This is a genomic window from Micromonospora sp. NPDC005237, assembly GCF_040607775.1.
GTDB lineage: Bacteria > Actinomycetota > Actinomycetes > Mycobacteriales > Micromonosporaceae > Micromonospora.
The window spans coordinates 205,833-230,399 of sequence record NZ_JBEXHJ010000009.1 but is presented as its reverse complement, the minus strand read 5'-3'; the positions used below and the strand labels follow the sequence as shown (position 1 = coordinate 230,399).

Annotated in this window: 20 protein-coding genes; 9 read left to right on the top strand and 11 right to left on the bottom strand. The window is 71.1% G+C overall.

Going from position 1 to position 24,567, the window contains the following annotated elements; genetic code table 11:
* Positions 1–158: 158 nt before the first annotated feature.
* A complete protein-coding gene (locus ABZT87_RS25095) occupies positions 159–2,189 on the bottom strand; it encodes a PQQ-dependent sugar dehydrogenase (protein ID WP_355138516.1) in 2,031 nt (676 codons plus the stop codon).
* Between the two features lie 924 nt (positions 2,190–3,113).
* Between ABZT87_RS25095 and ABZT87_RS25090 the strand changes: the two genes are divergently transcribed.
* The gene (locus tag ABZT87_RS25090; RefSeq protein ID WP_355138514.1) at positions 3,114–4,160 is read left to right on the top strand and encodes a polysaccharide deacetylase family protein; all 1,047 of its coding nucleotides are present in this window, start codon (positions 3,114–3,116) and stop codon (positions 4,158–4,160) included.
* Here ABZT87_RS25090 and ABZT87_RS25085 read toward each other — a convergent pair.
* Positions 4,108–4,557, bottom strand: coding sequence for an STAS domain-containing protein (locus ABZT87_RS25085; protein ID WP_355138512.1), 450 nt, complete (start codon positions 4,555–4,557; stop codon positions 4,108–4,110). The genes ABZT87_RS25090 and ABZT87_RS25085 overlap by 53 nt on opposite strands.
* Before the next feature lie 416 nt (positions 4,558–4,973).
* Between ABZT87_RS25085 and ABZT87_RS25080 the strand changes: the two genes are divergently transcribed.
* From ABZT87_RS25080 to ABZT87_RS25070, 3 genes are all read left to right on the top strand, one after another.
* The gene (locus tag ABZT87_RS25080; RefSeq protein ID WP_355138510.1) at positions 4,974–6,476 is read left to right on the top strand and encodes an FAD-binding oxidoreductase; all 1,503 of its coding nucleotides are present in this window, start codon (positions 4,974–4,976) and stop codon (positions 6,474–6,476) included.
* 175 nt (positions 6,477–6,651) lie between these two features.
* Positions 6,652–8,727: a copper resistance protein CopC gene (locus ABZT87_RS25075; protein WP_355138508.1), complete on the top strand. Its 2,076-nt coding sequence runs from the start codon at positions 6,652–6,654 to the stop codon at positions 8,725–8,727.
* Positions 8,728–8,835: 108 nt separating this feature from the next.
* Positions 8,836–9,207 (top strand): metalloregulator ArsR/SmtB family transcription factor, encoded by a 372-nt coding sequence (locus ABZT87_RS25070; RefSeq protein ID WP_354855751.1) that lies wholly within the window; start codon positions 8,836–8,838, stop codon positions 9,205–9,207.
* A gap of 34 nt (positions 9,208–9,241) precedes the next feature.
* Here ABZT87_RS25070 and ABZT87_RS25065 read toward each other — a convergent pair whose 3' ends face one another.
* Both ABZT87_RS25065 and ABZT87_RS25060 read right to left on the bottom strand, forming a co-directional pair.
* A complete protein-coding gene (locus ABZT87_RS25065; RefSeq protein WP_355066418.1) occupies positions 9,242–10,060 on the bottom strand; it encodes an SAM-dependent methyltransferase in 819 nt (272 codons plus the stop codon).
* Positions 10,061–10,136: 76 nt separating this feature from the next.
* A complete protein-coding gene (locus tag ABZT87_RS25060; protein ID WP_355138506.1) occupies positions 10,137–11,150 on the bottom strand; it encodes a PaaX family transcriptional regulator C-terminal domain-containing protein in 1,014 nt (337 codons plus the stop codon).
* A gap of 282 nt (positions 11,151–11,432) precedes the next feature.
* Between ABZT87_RS25060 and ABZT87_RS25055 the strand changes: the two genes are divergently transcribed.
* The gene (locus tag ABZT87_RS25055) at positions 11,433–12,821 is read left to right on the top strand and encodes a PHB depolymerase family esterase (RefSeq protein WP_354855754.1); all 1,389 of its coding nucleotides are present in this window, start codon (positions 11,433–11,435) and stop codon (positions 12,819–12,821) included.
* Between the two features lie 136 nt (positions 12,822–12,957).
* Here ABZT87_RS25055 and ABZT87_RS25050 read toward each other — a convergent pair whose 3' ends face one another.
* Positions 12,958–13,572: a dihydrofolate reductase family protein gene (locus ABZT87_RS25050; protein ID WP_354855461.1), complete on the bottom strand. Its 615-nt coding sequence runs from the start codon at positions 13,570–13,572 to the stop codon at positions 12,958–12,960.
* Between the two features lie 153 nt (positions 13,573–13,725).
* On the opposite strand from ABZT87_RS25050, the gene ABZT87_RS25045 reads away from it, so the two are divergent.
* Entirely contained in the window at positions 13,726–14,436 is a 711-nt protein-coding gene (locus ABZT87_RS25045) for a DNA alkylation repair protein (protein WP_355138504.1), read from the top strand.
* 89 nt (positions 14,437–14,525) lie between these two features.
* On the opposite strand, the gene katG is transcribed toward ABZT87_RS25045, so the two are convergent.
* Positions 14,526–16,802 (bottom strand): catalase/peroxidase HPI, encoded by a 2,277-nt coding sequence (gene katG / locus ABZT87_RS25040; protein WP_355138502.1) that lies wholly within the window; start codon positions 16,800–16,802, stop codon positions 14,526–14,528.
* Positions 16,803–16,825: 23 nt separating this feature from the next.
* A complete protein-coding gene (locus ABZT87_RS25035) occupies positions 16,826–17,254 on the bottom strand; it encodes a Fur family transcriptional regulator (protein WP_355138500.1) in 429 nt (142 codons plus the stop codon).
* Between the two features lie 440 nt (positions 17,255–17,694).
* Here ABZT87_RS25035 and ABZT87_RS25030 point away from each other — a divergent pair, with 440 nt between their 5' ends.
* Positions 17,695–18,735 carry a glycoside hydrolase family 11 protein gene (locus tag ABZT87_RS25030; protein ID WP_354855465.1) on the top strand — a complete coding sequence of 347 codons (1,041 nt, stop codon included), beginning with the start codon at positions 17,695–17,697 and terminating at the stop codon, positions 18,733–18,735.
* A gap of 100 nt (positions 18,736–18,835) precedes the next feature.
* Here ABZT87_RS25030 and ABZT87_RS25025 read toward each other — a convergent pair whose 3' ends face one another.
* The 4 genes from ABZT87_RS25025 to ABZT87_RS25010 form a co-directional block, all read right to left on the bottom strand.
* Positions 18,836–19,255 (bottom strand): VOC family protein, encoded by a 420-nt coding sequence (locus ABZT87_RS25025; RefSeq protein ID WP_355066424.1) that lies wholly within the window; start codon positions 19,253–19,255, stop codon positions 18,836–18,838.
* Positions 19,256–19,343: 88 nt separating this feature from the next.
* Positions 19,344–21,083: a multicopper oxidase family protein gene (locus ABZT87_RS25020; protein ID WP_355138498.1), complete on the bottom strand. Its 1,740-nt coding sequence runs from the start codon at positions 21,081–21,083 to the stop codon at positions 19,344–19,346.
* A complete protein-coding gene (locus ABZT87_RS25015) occupies positions 21,080–21,532 on the bottom strand; it encodes a DUF6220 domain-containing protein (protein WP_354855468.1) in 453 nt (150 codons plus the stop codon). The genes ABZT87_RS25020 and ABZT87_RS25015 overlap by 4 nt, the downstream gene beginning before the upstream one ends.
* A gap of 9 nt (positions 21,533–21,541) precedes the next feature.
* Positions 21,542–22,531 (bottom strand): carboxymuconolactone decarboxylase family protein, encoded by a 990-nt coding sequence (locus tag ABZT87_RS25010; protein WP_354855469.1) that lies wholly within the window; start codon positions 22,529–22,531, stop codon positions 21,542–21,544.
* 143 nt (positions 22,532–22,674) lie between these two features.
* On the opposite strand from ABZT87_RS25010, the gene ABZT87_RS25005 reads away from it, so the two are divergent.
* A complete protein-coding gene (locus ABZT87_RS25005; protein WP_355138496.1) occupies positions 22,675–23,802 on the top strand; it encodes a sensor histidine kinase in 1,128 nt (375 codons plus the stop codon).
* Between the two features lie 25 nt (positions 23,803–23,827).
* On the top strand, positions 23,828–24,490 hold the full coding sequence (locus tag ABZT87_RS25000; protein ID WP_354855471.1) for a response regulator transcription factor: 663 nt from the start codon (positions 23,828–23,830) through the stop codon (positions 24,488–24,490).
* Positions 24,491–24,567: the final 77 nt, after the last annotated feature.

The following is a 24,567-nucleotide window of genomic DNA, read 5'->3' as shown; positions in this document are numbered from 1 at the left end:
ATCCGGCGCGATGACCTCGCCACAAGCGGGGTGTGAACGCTCGCCGAACCCTCGACGGCCGTGGCCGCGACACGACGGACCTGACGGGCAGCGCGGCCGCGCCGGAAGTTCACCGACGGCCACCGGATCGTCGCGGTGGCCGTCGGCGAACGTGGGCGCTAGTTGCCGAGGGTGACGTGCAGGACGCGTTCGTTGCTGTTGTTCGGGGTGCTGTCCTTGTCACCGGTGTTGGTGGTGGTGAGCCACAGTCCCCCGTCGGGCGCCGGCTCCACCGTCCGCAGCCGGCCGTAGGTGCCACTGAAGTACGTCTGCACGTTCGTCAGGCTGCTGCCGCTGATCACGGCGCGGTACATCCGCGTACCGCGGGCGCAGGCGACGTAGAGCGCGTCGCGCACGATCGCGATGCCGGAGCAGGAGCCCTCGGCGGTCGGGTAGGTGCGGGCCGGCGCGATGTAGCCGGCGGTGCCGCAGGTGCCGCTGGTGCCCTCGCAGGCCGGCCAGCCGTAGTTGCCGCCTCGCGTGATCAGGTTGGTCTCATCCATGATCGAGTTGCCGAACTCCTGCTCCCACAGGCGGCCCTGCGAGTCGAACGCGAGCCCCTGCGGATTGCGGTGCCCGTAGCTCCACACGTAGTTGCCGAACGGGTTGTCCGCCGGGACGCTGCCGTCCGGGTTGAGGCGCAGGACCTTGCCCTCGAGGCTGGAGCGGTCCTGGGCGTAGGCGCCGTTCTGCGCGTCGCCGGTGCTGGCGTACAGCTTGCCGTCCGGGCCGAACCGCAGGCGACCGCCGTCGTGGAACTTGTTGCGCCGAATCCCGCTGAGCAGGACCTGCTCGCTGGCGGTGGTGAGCCGGTCGTTCTCCATCTTGATCCGGACGATCCGGTTGTCGCTGGGCGAGGTGTGCATGATGTAGAGCCACCGGTCGCTGGCGAAGGTCGACGAGATCGCGAGACCCAGCAGGCCACCCTCACCGTCGGTGCTCTGCACGTTCGGCACGGTGCCCACTGTGGTCTTCGCCCCCGTGGTGGGGTTGAGATGGATGATGTCGTGCGCGTCGCGGCGGTTGTAGAGGACGGTGCCGTCCGGCAGCGTCACCAGCCCCCACGGGATGTCGGTGTCGGTGGTGACCTGCCGCACCGTGCACACCGGGTTGGCGCAGGTGCCGCCGGTGCTCACCGAGACAGAGGCGCTGCGCGCCGAGGCGTTGTCCTGCCCGTCGCGGGCGAGGACCTGGTACTGGTACGTGGTGTTCGCCGCCAGGCCGCTGTCGGTGAAGGTGGTGGCCGGCGGGGCGCCCGTGACAGTGCCGATCTTCACGCCACCGCGGTAGACGTCGTACGCCCGGACCCCGACGTTGTCGCTCGACGCGGCCCAGCGCAGGGTCACCGTGGTCCCCGACGCGGTGCCGGTGAGCTGCGTCGGCGTGCTCGGCGGCACGGTGTCGGCCTGGCAGGGCGGCGGCGTGATCGTCACGGTGGCGCTGGCCTGCGACACGTTTCCGGCGGCGTCACGCGCGTTGACGTACAGGCCCCAACTCGCTCCGGGGACGACGGTGAGGCTGGCCGACAGGGTGCCGCCGTTCACCGAGGTCATGAGCTGGCCATCGTGATAGATGTCGTAGAACGCCACCGCGACGTTGTCCGTCGAGGCGTTCCACGCGAAGGTCACCGAGTTGCAGGTCAGCCCGCTCACCCGAGGGTTGCCGGGCGGTGTGGGTGGCTGACTGTCGGTGCTGCCGAGCGACGACGTCCAGCGCTGGTTGGCCTGCCCGTTGCACGTCCAGAGGCCGACCGTCGTGCCGTTGGCGGTGCCCCCGCCGGTCACGTCCAGGCAGAGTCCGGACTGGACACCGACGATGCTCCCGTCGGCGTTGATCCGCCAGCGCTGGTTGGCGCCGCCGGTGCAGCCGTAGATCTGCAGCGCGGCGGGCGCGCTCGTGTCCTGGCCGACCACGTCCAGGCACATCGTCGCGTCGTACACCCGCAACTCGCCGGCGGCGGTGAACGTCCACGCCTGGTTGGCCTGGCCGACGCAGTCGTAGATGTTGATGCCGGCGCCGGGTGTGCGTGAGTTGCCCACCACGTCCAGGCACCGACCGGACGCCACACCGACGACGGTCGACGGGCCCGCGGCCGACGCCGGCACGCCGACCGCCACGGCCAGCAGCATCGCCGCGGCAAACGCCGGCACCAGCCGTCGTGGTCTGACTCGGGCGAAGGTTCGCATCCGTCCTCCAAGGTCGGGGCATCGAACGGCCCGACCCCACGCCGGACGACCCAGCGCCCGACCGGACCGACGAGGAAGCAACATCGACCATCAAAGATGGATTCGCGACACATGTCAACGATCTCGTTCGATCGAGGACAAACCCGATCAACGAGGTCGTCGTCGAAGTCGGGCGGTACGCGCGGCACCACCGCGGGCGCCCACGGTGATCCGATCCGGCGGCCGGACCGCCCAGCCCGCCGTGCGGGGCGATCCGGCCGGCGGTCAGCTCGCCCTGCGTGAGACCGTTGGCCAAGGTGCGGCCGCCTGCCGTCGCCGCCCGGCAGACCAGGTCGCCGCGAGCGACCCGAATCGACACCCGTCAAGGTCTGTCGATGGCGGAAGTATTGGTAGTACGTCGGCGCACTGTCAACGTTTACCGGAAAGATTGCGGAGCCGCCTGGCGACCCCCGCGCACTTGACGAACTGTCGAGCCTGGCCACGGCCCTGATCAATCTCTCCAGAACGGATGCTTCGGCGAAGCCGTTCGTTGATTGGTCGGATCTCCGTCGGGAATTCCGGGAGGTTTCCGGATCACGACCGTCCGGCCGCCCTGAATACCGAGGCGATCAGCCCCACCGCCGCAGCCACCGGATCGCCATTGCGGCGACATCCCGGCTGCTCCGGATCGGTCCGGTGACGCGAGGACAGCTCCGGGTGGCTATCGGCGCGGGTTCCGGAAATTGTTGACGCGTCGGAATTCTCGCTGTAATACTTCGATCCATTCTGGTCGATGCGATCCCGCTTCCGGCGGGTTTCGGTCGATCTCCCCACCCACCACCCACACGTCCGGACCGGACCATGCCGCCCGCACACCGGGGCACGTTCGGACCGGTAGAAGGGGCACAGATGAGCACTGTCTCCGCTGGCACGCTCGTACGGTCGAGGCGACTACGTGCGGCGCTGTCCATCCTCGCCACCGCCGTCGCGACGTGCGGCATCGTCGTCGTGGCCACCGCCAACCCGTCGAGCGCCGCCACCTGCAACGGCTACGTCGGCCTCACCTTCGACGACGGTCCGACCGGCAGCACCAGCGCACTGCTGAACGTGCTGCGCGCCAACGGCGTACGGGCCACCATGTTCAACATCGGGCAGAACGTGCAGAACAACAGGTCGGCGGCGCAGGCACAGGTGGCCGCCGGCATGTGGGTCGGCAACCACAGCTGGAGCCACGCCCACATGACGTCGATGAGTCAGTCCCAGATGCAGTCCGACCTGTCCCAGACGAGTTCGGCGATCCAGTCCGCGACCGGCATCCGGCCCCAGCTGTTCCGGCCGCCGTACGGGGAAACCAACTCGACCCTCCAGTCGGTCGCCTCGTCGCTCGGGATGCGGCAGGTGATCTGGGATGTCGACTCACAGGACTGGAACGGCGCGAGCGTCAGCCAGATCGTGTCGAACGCCAGCCGCCTCCAGGCCGGCCAGGTCATCCTCATGCACGACGGGATCCAGAACACCCGGGACGCCATCGGCCAGATCGTGGCCAACCTGACCAGCCGCAACCTCTGCCCCGGCATGATCTCGCCGTCCACCGGTCGCGCGGTCGCACCCGACGGCGCGACCCCGCCACCGGGCAGCACGACTCCCCCGCCCAGCAGCACGACCCCGCCGCCGTCCGGCGGCAGCTGCACCGCGACGGCGACGACGACGAACGTCTGGGGTGACCGGTACAACACCTCGGTCACCGTCAGCGGCACCAACACCTGGACCGTGGTGGTCGCCCTCACCTCGCCGCAGAAGGTCTCCACCATCTGGAACGGCAGCGCCACCTGGGACAGCAGCGGCAACGTCATGACCGTACGTCCCAACGGCGGCGGCAACACGTTCGGCTTCACCACGATGTTCAACGGCAACAGCAGCGCCCGACCGCAGATCCGCTCCTGTACGGCCGGCTGACACCGCGACGGTCCTGCGTGGCGTCAGCCGGATGCCACGCAGGACCAGAGCCCGTCTTCACTGCCTCGCGGCAGGAGGCGATTCGCTCGAACAGGTGCTCCACCTGGGTGATGCGCAGTACACGCTGGGTGATACCGCCGGCACCCCTGATCGAGAAGCGGGAGCCGCCCCGCTTCGCCCGGTCGGCGGCCAGGAGCAGGACGTGGACCCCTGCGGCGCTGAAGAAGTCGACAGCCGCGAGATCGCAACAGACGTCGGGGTGGCTGTCCAGGGCGCTGGTCAGCGCCGCCCCCAGCAGCGGGGCGGTGTCCATGTCGACATAGGCCGCCGGGGCGACGATCAACCGGTCGGCGGAGAACGGGGCAGACGAGTTGATGGGCTCGGTGTAACGGGCCACGGAGAAGGGCCGTCCCGGGACAGCCGGGCCCCAGAACCCACTCCGGTAGCGACGAGCGAATCGGGTCGATGTCGCCCGCGGAGGCTAGATCGCCATCTCTACGCGGTCGATCATGGGCACACGCCTCCCGTTGGAGATCCTGGACAGGATGGGCGCGTGACTTGACCCAGTCACACCGTAATGAGGATTTCCGCTGGCCGCCAGTGCACTCGTCCCCGCACGACTTGCACGCCGTGGCGTGACGGCCCAGCCGTGCGGGCCCGCCCCGAGCCGGCCCACCCCGATCACTCGACTGGGTTTTCGGACAAAAAGGCTCATCTCCGAATAACTCTCCCGTAATACCGTGAGTTGCGTGCCACTGAACCAGAGTCGCTCTGGTCGATCGCTGGCGTAACCCACATCGAGAGGATCGGACCATGCGCGACCTATCTCGTCGCGAAGTACTCAAGGCGACGGCGGCCGTCGGCGCGGGGGCCGCGGTTTTCCCCGGCATCGTGGCCGCCGGCGCCCCGGGATTCGCGGCCGACGGCGGCCCGGGTCCGTCTTCCACCGCGGAGTATCCGCCGGCGGAGCTGACCGGCCGCATCGTCCGCCCTCAGGATCCGGGGTACGCGAACGCGAGCCTCGGCTGGGACGAGCTGTTCGTCCGCTACCCGCTGGTCATCGTCTTCGCGCAGAACACCCAGGACGTGGTCAACGCCCTGACCTGGGCGCGGCAGAACGACGTCGCGCTGCGGGTACGCAGCGGCCGGCACAGCCTTGAGGGCTGGTCGAACGTCGACAACGGCATCGTGATCGACGTGAGCGAGCTCAAGTCGACCCACATCGACTACGCGAGCCGCATCGCACGGGTGGGCGCCGGGCTCAACCAGCTGGAGGCGGTCACCGCGCTCGGCGAGCACGACCTCGCGGTGACGACCGGCACGGAGGGAAGCGTGGGCCTGTCCGGCGCGACCCTCGGCGGCGGTCTCGGGTTCCTCACCCGCTACCTCGGGATGGCCTGCGACAGCCTGATCGGGGCGGAGATCGTCGTCGCGTGGGGCACCAACGGCGCCAAGGCGATCGAGGTGGACCTGCACAACCACGAGGACCTGCTCTGGGCCCTGCGCGGCGCGGGCAACGGCAACTTCGGGATCGTCACCTCGCTCACCTACCGGGTGACGCCGCTGCGCAGCGTCGCCTACGTCCAGGCGACCTGGGACGGCCTCGGCGACCTGGAGGAGATCTTCGAGACCTGGCAGCGCGTCGCTCCGTTCACCGACTACCGCCTGGGGACCCAGGTCGAGATCCACAAGTCCGAGATCCTGCTGTTCGCGGTGCTCGCCGACGGTCCGGAGGCGGAGGCGCGGGAGCTGCTGGAGCCGATCCTCTCGATCGGCAATCCCGAGGTCACCGTGCAGACCGGGGGCTGGGGCGAGATCTACGCGGGCTTCCAGATCCCGACCGAGGACGAGCCCGCCAACTGGAAGTTCTTCTCGCAGTTCTCCAACAGGCCGTTCCCGAAGAAGGCGATCAGCGTGGTCCGCGCCTTCATGGAGGAGGCGCCGACGGACGACAGCAACTTCTTCCTCCAGGCGTTCGGTCGCGGGGCCCAGGCGCACGAACCCCGTGGCGGCTCCGCGTTCCCGCACCGCGACGCGCTCTTCTACTCCGAGCCGGGCGCCGGCTGGGGCACCCGCGGGGAGCCGGACAGCGGCGATGCGCTCACCCCGATCGCCCAGACCTGGATCGCCGAGTTCAGCCAGGCCCTGCGGCCGTACGTCGACGGCGCCTACGTCAACGTGCCGAACATCGGGATGGCGGAGTGGGAGTCGGCCTACTGGGGGTCCAACTTCTACCGACTGCGCAAGGTCAAGGCGAAGTACGACCCGCACAACGTCTTCCAGTACGAGCAGAGCATTCCACCCGCGACCTGCTGAAGCGACGGTCCCGGGCCACGCGTGGGCGTGGTCCGGGGCCGCGGCCCCTCGGCGACGGTCGTGGCCTGTCCCGGCGTCGGCCAGCCGGAGCGAGCGGAGCGGCGCCAACTTTTGCCGTCCATGAAAAAAGATCAGCTCCTTGTGAAAAAAGCCTCACCCCGGTGAGGATATTCAGATGCGTCGTCTCCCCCAGAGTCTCGGCCGGCTGATCGCGAGCCTGCTCGCCCTCGCCCTCGCCACGGCGGTCACCCTCCTCACGTCCGCTCAGCCCGCCGCAGCTCACGGGACGCTCGCGATGTCCACTCCCGAGAGCGGCGCCACGGTACAGGGGCCGGTGACGTCGGTGGCGCTGTACTTCACGGAAAAGGTCGGCGCCAACGCGTACTTCACGGTCACCGCGCCGAACGGCGTCCGCGTCGACAACGGCTGGACGTACGGGGAGCCGAAGACGCTGACCAAGCCGGTGCGGGAGTACTTCCTGGTCGACGGCCAGTTCCAGCCACGCGAGTACACGACGGGGTTTCCGGCGATGGTGTCGGTCGCGCACCTACCGGCGGCCGGCCAGTACTCGGTGAGCTACCTGTCGGTGGCCTCCGACGGTGACGCGGTGCGCGGCACGATGACGTTCCGCTACACCGGCCGGGCGACCACGGCGCCGCAGGGTTGGCAACCGCCGACCCAGCAGCCCGACCCCGCGCTTCTGGCCGCCATCGACCAGCACGCGTCCACGGGGCAGCAGCCGGTGGCCTCGGCGGCGCCCGCCGGATCGCCGAGCACAGCGCAGGCGGCTCCCGCCGTACCCTCGGATGGGCGAAGCGGCCCGGGCGCGCTGCTCTGGGTCGGCGGGGCGGTCGCGGTCCTGGCGGCGGTGGCGGGCTTCGTCGCGTGGCGTCGTCGCTCGTCGACGGCGGGTGGACCGCCTGGCCGGGCCCGCCCGTCGAAGGCTCCGACCGGCCGGGGTGGCCGCGTCGCACCCTCGGCACGCAAGCCCGTCGCCCGCAGGAGCGCGGCAACCGCGAGCAGGAGTGCGGCAACCGCCGCCAAGAACGCGGCAACCGCCGGCACGAACGCGGCAACCGCCGGCGGCGGTCGCCCGGCCGGCGGCAGACAGCGAAGCGCCGCCGTACCCGCGGCGCGCAGGAGCGGCGCGCTCGCCAGCGCGCGGAGTCCGGTCGTCGTTGAGTCCGCGCCGGCGGGACGGCCGGCGCCGTCCGCGCGGGCCCTGGCCACACCGGAGGACACGTCGACAGTCGACCGGCCGCGACCCGAGGCGCAGGACAGCAGCGTGGTACGCGGGTCACGGCTGACCAACACCCACCTGGCGCTGCTCGTCGGCGGCTTGGTGGCGGCTCTGCTGGCCGGCTTCGGGCTCGCCCGCATCGGCACCGGCGACGCGTCGCCGGCCGGTGACGCGCGTCGGCCCGCGGCCGCCGGCGGAGTGCCGACCGGCTCCGGGGAAGCCCTGTCGGCCGGGAACGGGCACGACCACGCGCCCGGGACCGGGCCGCACTCCCATCCGGGGGACGTCAGCACGGGTGAGACGCTGGCGACCGGGACGACGGTAAGCGCGGGCGGCTACACGTTGCAGCCCCTGGAGCGGACCCAGCCGCCCGGCGTACGCGCGGACTACCGGTTCCGGATCGTCGGGACCGACCGGCAGCCGGCGACGCGTTTCGCCGTCGTGCACGAGAAGCCGTTGCACCTGATCGTGGTGGGTCGCGACCTGGGCGGCTACCAGCACCTGCACCCGACGATGGCGCCCGACGGCACCTGGAGCGTCCCCCTGACACTGGCCCGGCCGGGTGGCTACCGCGTCTTCGCCGACTTCTCCGTCAGCGCCCCCGACGGTCGACAGGTGCCCCTCGTGCTGGGCGTCGACCACCACGTGCCGGGCGCGTACGCCCCGGCCGCGTTGCCACCGGCCCAGGCGCAGGCGACGGCCGGACCGTTCACGGTGTCGATGACCGGGACGCCCACCGCCGGGGTGACGGCGCCGGTGCGATTCCAGCTCACGCGCACCGACGCCGCCGGGCCGGTCCAGCCGCAGCGGTACCTCGGCGCGTACGGGCACCTGGTCGTCGTTCGCGAGGGTGACCTCGGGTACGTGCACGTCCACCCGGAGCAGGAGCTCGTCGACGGCGCGGTCGCGTTCTGGCTGACCGTCCCCAGCTCCGGCCGGTACCGGGCCTTCTTCGACTTCCAGGTCGACGGGAAGGTCCAGACCGCCGAGTACACGATCAACCTGCCCTGACAGCTGGCCCACGCGGCCACGACACGCGTCGATGGTGTTGTGATGAGCACAGCATCGGCTCGGGGATTTGTCCGGTTCCGCCGCTCTGTTCCCCAGGTTGGTGGAACGATGGCTGTCGTGGGAACTGCCGATACTGCCATGCCTGCCATCTCGCCGCTTGCCGGTGAGCCGATCAAACGCGCGGATGCCGAGCGGCTCGCGGGGGTGCTGAAGGCGTTCGCCGATCCGGCCCGCCTGCGACTGCTCAGCCTGATCCAGGCCGCCCCGGAGGGCGAGGCCTCGGTCACCGACCTCACCGCGCCGCTCAACCTCTCTCAGCCGACCGTGAGCCATCACCTGCGGATTCTCACCGAGGCCGGTCTGATCGAGCGCGAGAAGCGCGGCGTCTGGGCGTATTACCGCATCGTGCCGTCGGCGATCGCGGCGATCGCCGACCTGTTGACGCCGCCCCGCAAACGGCCGACGAAGAAGACCCGCTGAGCGACCGCGGCACCGGCTTCGGTGGCGGTCGTCGTCACCGGACCCGGGCGACGGCGCCGTTGAACGACACGTCCTGCACGGACGGACGCGGCTGCGGCGCGTCGTCGGCGTGCCACCGCGCCACGGACACGACGCCGGGCTCGACGAGCTCCAGCCCGTCGAGAAGGGCCGCGAACTGCTCGGTCGTCCGGGCCTGGAACCGGCCGTCGCGGTTGTTGGCTTCGAGCTGAGCGATGGCGGCGGGCGGCAGGTATTCCCAGGTCACGTGCGAGGCGACCACGTAGCTGCCGGACGGCAGCGCCGCGATGAGCCGATCGAGGATGCCCTTGGGGTCCTCGTCGTCCCGGATGAAGTGCAGGATGGCCACCAACATCAGCGCGACGGGTTCGGTCAGGTCCAGTGTCGTGCGCAGGTCGGGATGGGCGAGGATCTTGTCCGGTTCCCGCAGGTCGGCGTCGAGGTAGGCCGTCCGCCCCTCGGGCGTGCTGGACAACAGCGCGCGGGCGTGGGCCAGGACGATCGGGTCGTTGTCGACGTAGACCACCCGTGCCGACGGTTCGATGGCCTGGGCGACCTCGTGGGTGTTGTCGGCGGTCGGGATGCCGGTCCCGATGTCCAGGAACTGCCGGACGCCGTGCTGCGCCAGGAAGCGCACCGTGCGTTGCAGGAACATCCGGTTCTCCACGGCGGCGAGCCGGATGGTGGGCATCGCGGCCGCGAGCGCGTCGCCGGACTCCCGGTCGGCGGCGAAGTTGTCCTTGCCACCCAACAGGTAGTTGTACCGACGGGCAGGGTGCGCGACGGAGGTGTCGATCCGGTCGGCCGCCGAAAGGTCTGCACCGCGTGACGTCATCCGGCCTCCCCAGCGCTGCGCGTTCTCCACAAGGTACACACCTCGTCGCCGGTGGGGAGACCCCGTCAGTTCCCGTTCAGGTCGCGCAGCTCTCGACCGTCGCCGATGCACCGCCCGGGTCCGGAGCCGGGTCCGCACGGAGTACCCCGGCGAGGAGGTCGGCGGTGGTGTGCGCCTGGATGCCGGGCTGCGTGCCGTCGACGAACCGCGCGACGACCGACCGGACGTGGCGCGCGGCGGGTTCGGCGAGGCCGTCGTAGACGGCTTCGAACAGCTCCCGGGCCGGCCGTCGGAGCCATCCCGCCGGCAGCAATTCCAGCGGCAACCGGGGGTCGAGGGTGGGAAACCGGCGGAAGGTGTCCATGACCTCGGTACGCGCCCGCACCGCCGCCGCGCCGTCGACGGCTCCGGATCGCAGCATGGGCACCAGGGGCGTCCACCGTCGCAGGAACTCCTCGTAGTGCCGACCGATCGCCTCGATGTCCCAGGCGTCGATGGGAGCGCGCTGGCCGATCACGTCGAGCGCCGCCTGTCGCCCGCGAAACACCGTGACGGCGCCGAGGGTGAACCGGGCGAGCTTCGCCCTGCCCTGCGCGCCCAGTTCGTACGGCGAGATCCACAGCCCGTCGTACAACGGCGCGAACCCGAGCCAGCGGAGCTGGCCACGCAGGGCCCGCCGCTGGGTGCTGTGATCCTGCGGCAGGGAGAAGGCGACGAGGGTCCAGCATCCGTCCCACGCCGTGACCTCGGTGGTGGCGGCCAGGATCCAACTGCCTCCGCTGGACAGGTTCGCGGCGGCGGCGCGGCTGATCCGGTAGGAGCTGCGCCGTCCCTCCCGGCTGCCCTCCAGCACACCCCGACGGGCCAGGCGGCTGATCGCGGCGCGGGCTCCGGCCGTGCTCACCCCGGCCTCGGCGAGCAGCGCGACGAGGGCGGCGGACGGGATCCGCGCGCGGTACCGCAGGGTGTAGTCGGCCAGCAGGGTCACCGCGAGATCCTGCGGCGAGCTGCCGGCCTGCCGCCGGGGCAGCCGCGGCGGGTCGTCCCCGTCGTCGGGATAGATCTCCTCGATGGTGAAGGGGCTTGCCACAGGCGCTCCCGGCTCGGCTCAGGGACGGTGCACCGACTGTAGACGGAGGGCCCGTGCCGCCGGGCCCGTCGCGGCGGGCACGACCACGCATGCAATTGAGGTACGTCGATTGACACTTCGGCGACCGCGAGGAACACTATCTGCTACGCGACGCCGCACGGAGCCGGGCACCGGGCAAGCACACGTAGTGGGCGAGGCGCGATCACCACGGGCAGTCGGGCGCACCCGTGACCGCCCCGCGACCACACGCAACCCGCACAGGTGATCGAAGGAGTCGTCCCCGTGAAAATCCGAAGGAAACTGCTGCTCGCCCTGGTCACGTCGCTGGCGGCGGCCGGCCTGGTGGCACCCGCGCTCCAGCCCGCGTACGCCGCGTCGCTCACCGAGGTGACCAGCTTCGGCGACAATCCGGGCCGGATGCGCATGCACGTCTACGTGCCCGACACCCGCCCGACCAGACCCGCGATCGTGGTCGCGATGCACGGCTGCGGAGGGTCGGGCCCCGGCTTCTACTCCGGCAGCGAATTCGCCGCCCAGGCCGACCGGTACGGGTTCATCGTGATCTACCCGACGGCCACCCAGCAGGCCGGCTTCGGCAACTGCTTCGACACCTGGTCGGATGCCGCCAAGCGCCGCGGCGGCGGCAGCGACCCCGTGTCGATCATCTCGATGATCCGCTACGCACAGCAGCAGTACGGCGGCGACCCCGACCGGGTGTACGCCACCGGCAGCTCGTCCGGCGGCATGATGACCAACCACATGCTGGCGTTGTACCCCGACGTGTTCAAGGCCGGCGCGGCGTTCATGGGGGTCCCCTACAACTGCTTCGCCAACGCGGCGGACTATCCGCCCGGGAGCAGCCAGTGCACCGGCGGGAACATGAACCGCACGCCGCAACAGTGGGGTGACGCGGTCCGGCAGGCCTACCCCGGCTACTCCGGCCCCCGCCCGCGCGTGCAGTTGTGGCACGGCACCAGCGACACCCTCGTGCCGTACTCGCTGCTGCAGGAGACCATCGAGCAGTGGACCAACGTGTTCGGGCTCAGCCAGACACCCACCTCCACCGACACGCCGCAGACCAACTGGAACCGGCGTCGGTACGCCGACGCGAGCGGGACCGTCCAGGTCGAGGCGTACAGCATCCAGGGCGCCGGGCACAGCCTGCCCGCCGGCGGCATGGCCGCTGCCGCCGTCGCCTTCTTCGGCCTGACCGCCCCGCCGAACCCGACCACGCCGCCCCCGAACCCGACCACGCCGCCGCCCAACCCGACCACCCCGCCCCCGAACCCGACCACGCCGCCGCCCAACCCGACCACGCCGCCGCCGAACCCCACCACGCCGCCGCCGAGTTCCGGCGCGTGCCGCGTGAGCGTGGCCATCAACGCCTGGAACACCGGCCTGACCGAGAACCTCACCATCACCAACACCGGCGCCAGCGCCGTCAACGGCTGGTCGCTCGTCTTCACCCTGCCCGGCGGGCAGAGCGTCACCTCGGGCTGGAACGCGACCTACTCCCCCGCGTCCGGCCAGGTGACGGCCCGGAATGTCGCCTACAACGCCAGCATCCCGCCGAGCGGATCGGTCACCATCGGCTTCCAGGCCACCCACACCGGCAACACCGCCCGACCGAGTTCGTTCACTCTCAACGGCGCGACCTGCACGATCGCCTGACCGCGGGCGATCCCCGACGTCCACCCGGGCCGAGCTGTCCGAGCCCGTACGAGATCGAGCCGGCCCCGTCGCGGCAAGCGACGGGGCCGGCTCGGACCAGGCGTCGGGCGGCCGGCGAGATGGGTGGCCGAGTCGCCTAGTTTCCCGCGGGCACCTGGTCCTTGACGTCGTCGTAGCCGACCGCGCCGGGCGCGTCGGTCGGCGCGTAGATCACGCGGAGCACGCCCGTCGGGAACACCTCGGTCGCCATCACCCGCAGGTGGTACGGCGTGTCGCCGTCGTCGAACAGCCTGCGGCCCTTGCGCGCCGCCACCGGGTGCACCAGCAGACGCAGCTCGTCGACCAGCCCGGCGGCGAGGAGCTGCTGCACCACGGAGATCGACCCGGGAATGAGGATGCCCTTGATCCCGGCGTCGGCCTTGAGCGCGGCGACGGCCGCCGGGAGATCGCCGTCGATGACCTCCGAGTTGCGCCAGGAGAATTCCAGCGGCTGGCGGGAGACGACCACCTTGCGCACGTCCCCGAGCTGCTTGGCGAACCCGGCGTCCTCGCCACCCGCCGCCTCCCGGTCGGGCCAGGCTCCGGCGAAGCTGTCGTAGGTCACCCGGCCGATGAGCAGCACGTCGGACGTGTCGTAGTCCTCGGTGACGGCGCGGCCCATGTTGTCGTCGAAGTACGGGAAGTGCCAGTCGGGGTCGATCTCGGCCACGCCGTCGGCCGAGATGAACAGCGTGGAGATGACCTTCGCCATCGCGGTGCTCCTTCACGTCAGGTGCTGTCGGCAGATAGACGGGCACAGCATCCCAAACTCGTCGGCCACCTACCGTCCCTCGAACCGCGCGCCGCCGACCGAATCCGCCGAGAACGGCGGAACCGTCGGATGCGGCCGGTAGGTTGCACGGACATGGCCACGCCCGCCGACGTCCGACGCGAACTCGCGAGCCTCGCCGACCCGGCCCGGGCGGCCGGATCGAGCCGGTTCCTCCAACTGGGCCCGGGCGGCTACGGCGAGGGTGACCGGGCGATCGGGGTTTCCGTACCCGAACAGCGCCGGGTGGCCGCCCGGTACTGGCGCGATCTCTCCCTGACCGGCACGGCGGAGCTGTTGACCAGCGACGTGCACGAGGAGAGGTTGACGGCACTGTTCGTCCTGGTCCGCAAGTTCGCCAGGGGCGACGAGGAGGAACGGGGCCGCGTCGTCCGCCTCCTGCTGGACAACACCGACCACATCAACAACTGGGACCTGGTGGACTCGTCCGCCCCGTACATCCTCGGGCCGTGGCTGATCGACAAGGACCGGAGCGTCCTGGATCGCCTGGCCGCGTCGGACCTGGTGTGGGACCGGCGCATCGCCATCATGGCGACCTTCGCCTTCATCAGGATCGGTGACTTCGACTGGACGTTCCGCCTGGGTGAACGGCTCCTGCACGACCCGCACGACCTGGTCCGCAAGGCGGTGGGCTGGATGCTGCGCGAGGTGGGCAACCGCGACCGGGCGGCCGAGGAGGAGTTCCTGGCCCGGCATCACCGGGTCATGCCGCGCGTCATGCTGCGGTACGCGATCGAGAAGTTCGAGCCGCAGCGACGCAGGAAGTACCTGTCCGGGCTGGGCTGACGGGCCTCCCGTCTTCGGCGGCGGCAGGACGCGGACGAGCCCCGGTCGATCGCTGACGGATCGGCCGGGGCTCGTCGGTGAGCGCAGGATCAGGCGAGGTCGAAACGGTCGAGCTCCATGACCTTCGTCCAGGCCGCGACGAAGTCCTGCACGAACTTGTCGCGCGCGTCCTGGCTGGCGTAGACCTCGGCGAGGGCCCGCAGCTGGGAGTTGGAGCCGAAGATGAGGTCGACCGCGGTGGCGGTCCACTTCACCTCGTCGGTGGCCAGGTCCCGGATCTCGTACACGTGCTCGTCGGACTTCGACGCGCTCCACCGGGTGCCCGGGGAGAGCAGGTTGGCGAAGAAGTCGTTGGTGAGCACACCGGGCCGGTCGGTGAGGACGCCGTGCTGGCTGCCGCCGGTGTTGGCGCCGAGCGACCGCAGACCGCCGACGAGGACGGTCATCTCGGGCGCGGTCAGGTTCAGCATGTAGGCACGGTCGACGAGCAGCACCTCCGGCTGGGTCTTCTCACCCGGGCGCAGGTAGTTGCGGAACCCGTCGGCGCGCGGCTCCATGACCCGGAAGGACTCGACGTCGGTCTGCTCCTGGGTGGCGTCGGTGCGGCCCGGCCGGAACGGCACGGTCACCTCGACACCCGCGTCGCGCGCCGCCTTCTCGACCGCTGCCGAGCCGGCCAGCACGATCAGGTCGGCGAGCGAGATCCTCGCCCCACCGGCGGCGTTGAACTCCTGCTGGATGCCCTCCAGGGTGCTCAGTACCGACGCGAGCTGCTCGGGCTGGTTGACCTCCCAGTTGCGCTGCGGCTCGAGGCGGATCCGCGCGCCGTTGGCGCCACCGCGCTTGTCGGTGTACCGGAAGCTCGCGGCAGAGGCCCAGGCGGTGGAGACCAGCTGGTCGATGGTGAGACCAGAATCCAGAACCTTGGCCTTGAGGGCGGCGATGTCGGCGTCGCCCACCATCTCGTGGTCGACGGCCGGCACCGGGTCCTGCCAGAGCTGCGGCTCGGCCACCCACGGCCCGAGGAAGCGCTCGATCGGGCCCATGTCGCGGTGCAGCAGCTTGTACCACGCCTTGGCGAAGGCCAGCGCGAACTGGTCGGGGTTCTCCAGGAAGCGGCGCGAGATCTTCTCGTACGCCGGGTCGACGCGCAGCGACAGGTCGGTCGTGAGCATCGTCGGCCGGTGCTTCTTCGACGGGTCGAAGGCGTCCGGGACGATCGCCTCGGCATCCTTGGCGACCCACTGCTTCGCGCCACCAGGGCTCGTGGTGAGCTCCCACTCGTAGCCGAAGAGGATCTCGAAGAACCGGTTGCTCCACCGCGTCGGCTGGTCGGTCCAGGTCACCTCGAGGCCGCTGGTGATCGTGTCACGGCCCTTGCCGCTGCCGTGGGTGCTCAGCCAGCCGAGGCCCTGCGCCTCCAGCGGGGCGCCCTCGGGCTCCGCGCCGACGTGGCCGTCGGCGACGCCGGCGCCGTGGGTCTTGCCGAAGGTGTGGCCGCCGGCGATGAGGGCGACGGTCTCCTCGTCGTTCATCGCCATCCGGCGGAAGGTCTCGCGGATGAAGTGCGCCGCCGCCGCCGGGTCCGCGTTGCCGCGGGGGCCCTCCGGGTTGACGTAGATGAGACCCATCTCCGTCGAACCGACGCCGGCCGCCATCTCCTTCTCGGAGGCGTACCGCTCGTCGCCGAGCCAGGTGTCCTCGGGGCCCCAGAAGATCTCCTCGGGCTCCCACACGTCCTCGCGACCGAAGCCGAAGCCGAAGGTCTTGAAGCCCATCGACTCCAGGGCCACGTTGCCGGCGAGCACCAGCAGGTCGGCCCAGGAGATCTTCTGGCCGTACTTCTGCTTGACCGGCCAGAGCAGCCGGCGGGCCTTGTCCAGGTTGGCGTTGTCCGGCCAGCTGTTGAGCGGCGCGAACCGCTGCCCACCGTCGCCGGCGCCGCCTCGACCGTCCTCGATGCGGTACGTGCCGGAGGCGTGCCAGCTCATCCGGATCATCAGGCCGCCGTAGTGGCCGAAGTCGGCCGGCCACCAGTCCTGCGAGGTGGTGAGGACCTCGACGATGTCGCGCTTGAGGGCCTCGACGTCGAGCTTGGCGAACTCCTTGGCGTAGCTGAAGTCCGCACCCAGCGGGTTGCCCTTCGACGAGTGGGCGTGCAACACCGAGAGGTCGAGCTGGTTGGGCCACCAGTCCCGGTTGCTGCGCGGACGACCACCGGTCTTCGGGGTCGGCGAGTCGATCGCCGGGTTCTCGCTCTCGCTGCCGTGCGCGGTCACCGAGTCGTGCGCGACCGGGCAGCCGGCCGCGGCCTTCTCGTCCACGCCCTGCGCGCTGATGGGGCCGTTGTCCTGGGTGTCGCTCATGTACTTCCTTCCGAACTGGCGGATCACTGGGAGGTGCGAGCGGCCGCGCAACCGGGGCAGGTGCCCCAGTAGACGACCTCCGCCTCGTCGACCACGAACCCGTGGTCATTGGAGGCGGTCAGACAGGGGGCGTGGCCGACGGCGCACTCGACGTCGGCGATGGCGCCGCAGGAGCGGCACACGACATGGTGGTGATTGTCCGCCACCCGGGACTCGTAGCGGGCGGTGGCGCCGGCAGGCTGGATCCGGCGTACCAGACCGGCGTCGGTGAGCACCCGCAGCACGTCGTACACGGCCTGGTGGGACACGGTGGGATGCTCCGCCCGCACCATCGCGATCACCGCGTCGGTGCCGACGTGGGGGTGGTCGCGCAGGGCCGCGAGCACCGCCAGCCGGGGCCGGGTCACGCGCAGCGAGGCGGCTCGCAGTTGCGCCTCGAAGTCGGGCATCACCCGAGGAACACTAGCTCACTATTTTGGAACGGATCAAGTTTTAACCCATCCGGCACGCCGGAGTGGCGGTGCCCCCTCCCGGACCCACTTCCCGCACCTGGTGGTCAAGGTCCGGAAAGTCTTCGGAAATTTCGGCGGCTTCCGGCCGAAGTGAGGTCCGTCGGCGCCGGCAGTCGTATGACGATACCGAACTCTGATTGACTACTGACCTGGCTCGACACGCGTCCCTCCCGCAGGGGGAGCCGAGAGCGATGTTGCCACGGCGTTTCCGGAAATTGTTGACAAGTCGACGACCTGGTTAATACGGTCCCCATCGACGACGCTCAATCACCGTCAGCACCAGCCACCACGGCCCACTCCTCCGGTCGTCGTGCAGGACGACCGGCCAACCACCACCACGCGGCACGACGCCGTGGCCGTTACGAGGAGGAACCACCCACATGACCGACACCAGCCACACCCCCACCAGGCCAGGGAGGCGCGGCCGAATCCGGTTGCTCCTGGGCGCCGCCTGCGCCGCCGTCCTGGCCATCGCCGGCACGGTGACGGCGACCAACGCGTACGCCGAGGCCGACCGGACGCTCACCTCGAGCCTGACCGGCACGCACAACGGCTACTACTTCTCCTTCTGGAAGGACGGCGGCAACGCCAGCATGACGCTGCGCGCCGACGGCCGGTACTCCAGCAGTTGGGACCGCAGCACCAACAACTGGGTCGGCGGCAAGGGCTGGGCCACCGGCTCGCGGCGGACGGTCAGCTACTCGGCCAACTACAACCCGGGGAACAACAACACCTACCTCGCCCTGTACGGATGGACGCGCAACCCGCTCATCGAGTACTACGTGGTGGAGAACTTCGGCAGCTACAACCCGAGCAGCGGCGCCCAGCGGCTGGGCACGGTGACCACTGACGGCGGCACCTACGACATCCTGCGCAGCCAGCGGGTCAACGCCCCGTCGATCGACGGCAACCAGACGTTCTACCAGTACTGGAGCGTCCGTCAGAACAAGCGCTCGAGTGGCACCATCACCACCGCCAACCACTTCGACGCCTGGGCCCGCGCCGGCCTGAACCTCGGCACCAACCACAGCTACCAGATCATGGCCACCGAGGGCTACCAGAGCAGCGGCAGCTCCGACGTCACCGTCCAGGAGGGCGGCGGCGGCAACCCGACCTCCGGGCCCACCTCCGGGCCCACCACCGGTAACCCGGGGACCGGCACCTGCAACGCGACGCTCTCCGCCGGTCAGCAGTGGGGCGACCGCTTCAATCTGAACGTCGCGGTCAGCGGCACCAGCAACTGGGTCGTCAGACTCGGACTCGGCGGCGGCCAGAGCATTCAGAACAGCTGGAACGCCTCCGTCAGCGGCACCAGCGGAACCGTCACCGCCAGGCCGAACGGCAACGGCAACAACTTCGGCATAACGATCATGGCCAACGGCAACTGGAACTGGCCGACGGTCAGCTGCGGAACCAGCTGATCCCGACCGACTCCGCGCACCGACACCCGGCCCCGCCGCCACGCGACGGGGCCGGGTGCTGCGCCTGCCCGATCCGGCGGCCCGCGATGGGACTCCGCGGCTAGAGGCCCTGCCCGATCTCCACCAGATAGCCGTCGGGGTCGCGGAGGTAACAACGGATCTCCGTGCCGTGGTCCTTCGGCTCGGTGAGGAAATCCGCGCCGCGGGCCTTCCACTCGGTGTAGAGCGCGTGGATGTCCCGGACCCGGACATTCATCGCGCAGCTCAGGGTGTTGGAGTCGACCGGGGCCTTGGCCTGGACCGTCGGCTTGTCGTCCGTCGGGCCGCCCTCGACGTTGATGATGATGTAGCTGTTGAAGAACCTCATGATCAACGGGTTCGCGTCATGGACGCACGTCGCCCCGAACACCCGCTCGTAGTATTCCCGCGACCGATCGATGTCGCGGACGATGAGCAGCGTCGCCAGGAACATGCCGTCTTCGGGCTCGAAATAGTCGGGAGCCGGGTTGGCCAGGGTCATAGCCACCTCTTCGTCGCCTGCCTCCGCTGCACGGGCGGCGACGGGGTTCCCGCCAGGGTCGGGCCGAAACCGGGAACGGCGCGGGAGATCACGAGTACATCAGGTGCAGCGTCATCCCGGCGTCGGCGTGCCCCAGGTTGTGGCAGTGGTTGGCCCACATCCCCGGGTTGTCGGCCTGGAACGCCACCTCCCACACCTCACCCGGCCGGACGTCGAACGAGTCCAGCCACAACGGACTTCCGATCGCCGCCTTCCGGGTGCGGGACAGCACGAGGACGTGGTGGCCGTGCAGATGCCACGGGTGCACGGTCTGCGACCGGTTGACGATCGTGAAGCGGACGACGTCGCCGCGGCGGACGACCTGCGGCGGGATGTCCGGATCGGCCGCGCCGTTCACGGTGTGGGCGTATCGCGGGAGCAGTCCGTGCAGGTCGAGACCACGGTCGAGGACGAGGGTGAACTTCCGGTCGAACCGGGCCCACGGCACCGGAGCCGGCACGCCGTAGGTGAGCGGGTCCAGGACGGGCCACCCGCCGGTCGCCGTCGACACCTCCCCGGTGGAGTAGACCACCCGTCCGTCGACGAACAGCGCCACCGGGCTGGCCGGCGCGGTGAACACCAGGTCGTAGCGGCCTCCGGCCGGGATCAGCACGGCGGTGTCCGCGAGCGGCGTCGGACCCCGCAGATCAGAGCCGTCGATCGCGGCGACCCGGAAGGCGGCCCCGGCCAGGGCGTACCGGTGCGTCGTGTTGTCGGTGTTGATCAGGCGCAGCCGCACCGGCACGCCGGCCTCGACCCGTTCCACTCGCGCCGGGGGCAGCGGACGACCCGCCAGGGTGTGCACCGGCACGGTGACGTCGAGGCCGGTCGTCGGCCCCGGGCGCACCACCAGGACGCCGTAGAGGCCCATCCGCACACCGACGTCGGACACCGCGTGGGTGTGGTACCAGTACGTCCCGGCCTGATCGGCACGGAACCGGTAGACGAACTCCTGGCCGGGCAGCACCGCTGCCTGCGTCACCCCGGGCACCCCGTCCTGGCTGTTCGGCACGTCGTACCCGTGCCAGTGCAGGGTGACGCCCCGCCCGATGTCCCGGTTGTGCAGCGTCACCTCCACGACGTCGCCGACGGTGGCGGTCAACTCCGGCCCGGGTACCTGCGCGTTGAACGCCCACGCCGCGACGTCGCGGCCACCCACGTTCACCCTGGCCGTCCCGGCCGTCAGGGTGAACCGCCGAGTGGGTTCGTCGGTGGTCCGGATCTGCGGATAGCCATGATCGAGCGGTACGGCGGGCGCGGCGTCCGTGGCGACGGCCAGCCCGGTTCCGGCCAGCAGGGCCGCGACCGTCACCACGGTGGCCGCCCGGGACACCGTCCGGGACGGGCGCGCGTCGAGGAAGCGCCACGAGACCGCCGCCGCCGTGCCGACCCCGGCGACCGCGAGCAGCCCCACCGAGGCCGACGCCGGATACCCGTGCAGGATCGTCACGAGCAGGGCGCCGCTCACGGCGTACCCGGCGAAGAGGAGCGGGACCGCGACGGACCGGAGGTCGCCCGCGGCCCGCAGCAGCCGCGGCCCGGCGACGACCACCGCGGCGAGCGACAGGGGCGCGGCGATGAGGACCTTCTCCGCGGCGAACCACCAGCCGGCGCGGGCGAGCGCGATCACCGTGAGCGCGCGGCCGAGCGTGGCGAGCAGCGCGACGGCGGCCAGCCCGAGTGCGAGCGGACGGCGCCGGGCGGCCGCCGCGGCGCCGCCACCCAACCATCCGGCGGCGGTGAGAACCGCGAGCACGAGGTCCGCCACGAGCAGCGAGCCGGTGGTCATGCCGGCTCCCCCTCCCGGACGGCCTCGCGGATGTCGCCCACCGGCGCCGGACCACCCAGCCTCCGCGCTGCCCGAAGGACGCCGACCACGACGTGCACCGCGACGATGCCGTTGAGCGCGTGCAACCCGCCGAGGGTCAGGCCGAACGCGGTGCTGACTCCGGCGGCGTCGGTGGAGGCGTTGGCGAGCATGGCGAGAAGCGCCTGCACGACGACGAGGCCGACCGGCAGGATCGCCAGTCCGACGAGTCGGCCCGGCGCCTTCGCCAGCGCGGCGAACAGGGCGGTGAGCAGGGTGAGGACGGGGATGACGGCCATGCCGTTGACACTGTGCAGGGCGTACGCGCCGTCGCCCCCGGGTTTCGTGAACGCGCCGACGGCGGCGAAGACGAACTGGACGGCGAACGCGATGAGCAGCAGGGCGGCGCTGACGACGAATGCCTTACGCATGGTGATCTCCTAGAGGTGCGCCGAGGCCAGGGCCTGGGCGACATGGTCGGTGGCCGTGATCGCCCCGTACGCGACCAGCCGGACGAGGTCGGCGTCGGCGGGGTGCGACAGCCGCCAGAGGGCGACGTCCCCCACGCTGATCGCGCTGGGCGCGAACGCCGCCAGCAACGCGATCCGGGTTCCGATACGGTCCCTGCCGGGCACGTCCCGGACCAGGTCGACGGCCCAGTCGGCGGGCCGGGCCGGGAACCGCCCGTCCTCCCAGCGCACGGTGGCCGTCACGGTCTGGCGGGCCACGTCGCCCAGCAGGTCCCCGCCCCGGGTGGCGGCGGTTCGCAACGACGCGTAGGCGACACCGACCGGGCTGTCCCCCGCCCAGGCCGGCGGCGGCGTCGGACCCGCCTCGATGAGCGGGAGACTGCGACCGGGTTCCCTCGGCTCCCGGGCGGCCCTGGCGTACAACCGGCCCCCGACCGAACGCACCAGCGGGGAGCGTTGCAGGCCGCCGGGGAGCAGGTCGGGGTCGAGCAGCGCCGAGACGATCCGGTTGATGAAGTGGAAGGCGAGCAGCGTACCGGTGACCTCCGGGCGGTACGTGCTGCTCCAGTCGGCGGCGCGAGGGCTGCGGCTGGCCTGGGCCCAGCGGGCGAGTTCGGCGTGCCTCGGGTCGGGTGGCGTCCCGCCCCGGGCGACGACCTCGGCCAGAGCGTGCTCGCCCAGGGCGTGCAGCAGCAGCACGTGGGCGTCGACGCAGAACTGACAGCGGTTGGCCCGGGACACGGCCGCCGCGACGAGTTCGCGCTCGACCCGGGACGCGTCCCCGGCGAGCAGGGCCTCGCGCAGCAGCGACCAGGTCGCGGCCAGCACCTCCGGCACGGCCGAGAGCACCTGGAAGGTGGGCAGCGGCCCGAGGAAGTCCTCGCGCGACTGCTGGTAGACCTCCGCGGTGCGGCCGGTGGCCGCCTTCGTGGGGATGGGGGTGAAGAAGCGGTATGTCATGAGGTCGATGCTTGCCGTGGCGGGCTGGGAAAACGTCGTTCCGCCGCAGACACTTGCTCCGCCGCGATACCACCCCCGTGGTACGCCTGATCTACCGCACGCGCGGGATGCTCCACGGACGACGGCCGTTCTACAGTGCGACCATGCGCCGCGACCTGCCGTACGCCCTCAGTGGACTCGCCCTCGGCGGCCTGCTGCTCGGCAACGCCGCGCTCGCACCGGACGCCGCGACCGTCGGGGCCCTCGACGTCGCCCTGGTCCTCGCCATGGCGGCGGCCCTCGCGGTGTGCCGGCGGTACCCGGTGGTCGCGCTGGGCGTGGTGACCGCCGCCATGCTGGCCCTGCACATCCGGGTGCACTCCGGGGTGTCCGCCGCGTTCCCGGTGCTCGGCGTGGTCTACCTCGCCGCCTGGCAGGGTCGCCGGGCGGCCGCCGCCGTGGCCAGCCTCGCCTTCCTCGGTGGCTTCCTGGCCCGCGACGTCTCGGTGGCGCCGGCCGACCGCCCCAACCAGCTGATCGTCGAGCGGACGGCCCTGCTGCTGGGATGGTTCGTGGCGGCCAACGTCGCCGGGCTCGTCGGCAGGCAACGCCGGGCGTACCTGGAGCAGGTCGAACAGCGGGCCATCGAGGCCGAACGCACCCGCGAGGAGATGGCGTTGCGCCGTGCCGGGGAGGAGCGTCTGCGCATCGCCCGCGACCTGCACGACTCCCTGACCCACAGCATCTCGGTGATCAAGGTGCAGGCCGGGATCGCCGTGCATTTGGCCCGCAAGCACGGCGAGGAACCGTCGGCCACGCTGCTGGCGATCCAGGAGGCCAGCGGCGCCGCGATGCGGGAACTACGCACCACCCTCGACATCCTGCGCGCCCCCGACGACGACCGCGTCGGGCTGGCCCGGGTGGACGAACTCGCCGAGCGGACCCGGGCGGTCGGCGTGCCGGTCCAGGTCACCGTCAGCGGCCGGCCCCGGAGCCTGCCCGACGAGGTCGACCAGGCCGGCTACCGGGTCGTCCAGGAGGCCCTGACCAATGTGGCCCGCCATGCCGGCCCCGCGACCGCGCACATTCACGTCGAGTACGCCCCGGCCGGGCTGACCGTCGCGGTCACCGACGACGGGCGGGCGTCGCCGGCGCGGCCCCCGACACCGGGGGTGGGACTGCGCGGTATGCGGGAACGGGTTACCGGACTGGGCGGCACCCTGCAAGCCGCCGCCCGCGACGACCACGGGTTCACGGTGCGGGCCACGTTCCCCCTCGACGAGCCGGCATGACCGGGCGACGGCGCGGGGAGCCGGCATGATCCGGGTCCTGCTCGCCGACGACCAGGCGCTGATGCGAGCCGGGTTCCGGGCGCTGTTGGAGGCAGAGGACGACCTGGAGGTCGTCGGCGAGGCCACCGACGGCACGTCGGCCGTGCACCTCGCGCGACGCCTGCGCCCGGACGTCGTACTGATGGACGTGCAGATGCCGGGCCTCGACGGCATCGAGGCGACCCGGCGCATCGCCGCGGACCCCGACCTTGCCGCGATCCGGATTCTCATTCTCACCAACTACGGGCTCGACTCCTACGTCTTCGCCGCCCTGCGAGCGGGCGCCAGCGGTTTCCTGCTCAAGGACGCCGACCCCGCCGACCTGCTGCAGGCCGTCGCCGTCGTGGCGCGCGGCGACGCGCTGCTCGCGCCGGCCGTCACCCGTACGCTGATCAGCGAGTTCGTGGCCGGCCCACCGCCAGCCGTGCCGGCGGCGGGCCGGGACGTGCTGACCGCCCGCGAACAGGAGATCGTCGAGCTCGTCGCCCGCGGGATGACCAACGACGAGATCGCCGTGCGGATGGTGATCAGTCCGTTGACCGCCAAGACACACGTGAACCGGGCGATGACCAAGCTGCACTGCCGTGACCGGGCCCAGCTGGTCGTGTGGGCGTACGAGTCGGGACTGATCACGCCGCGCCGCCGGTGACCGCGCTGCCCGCCGGCGGCCCGGCCGCGAGATCTCGCCACCTCCCCGACGTTCAGCGCCGGGGAGGTGGCGAGGCG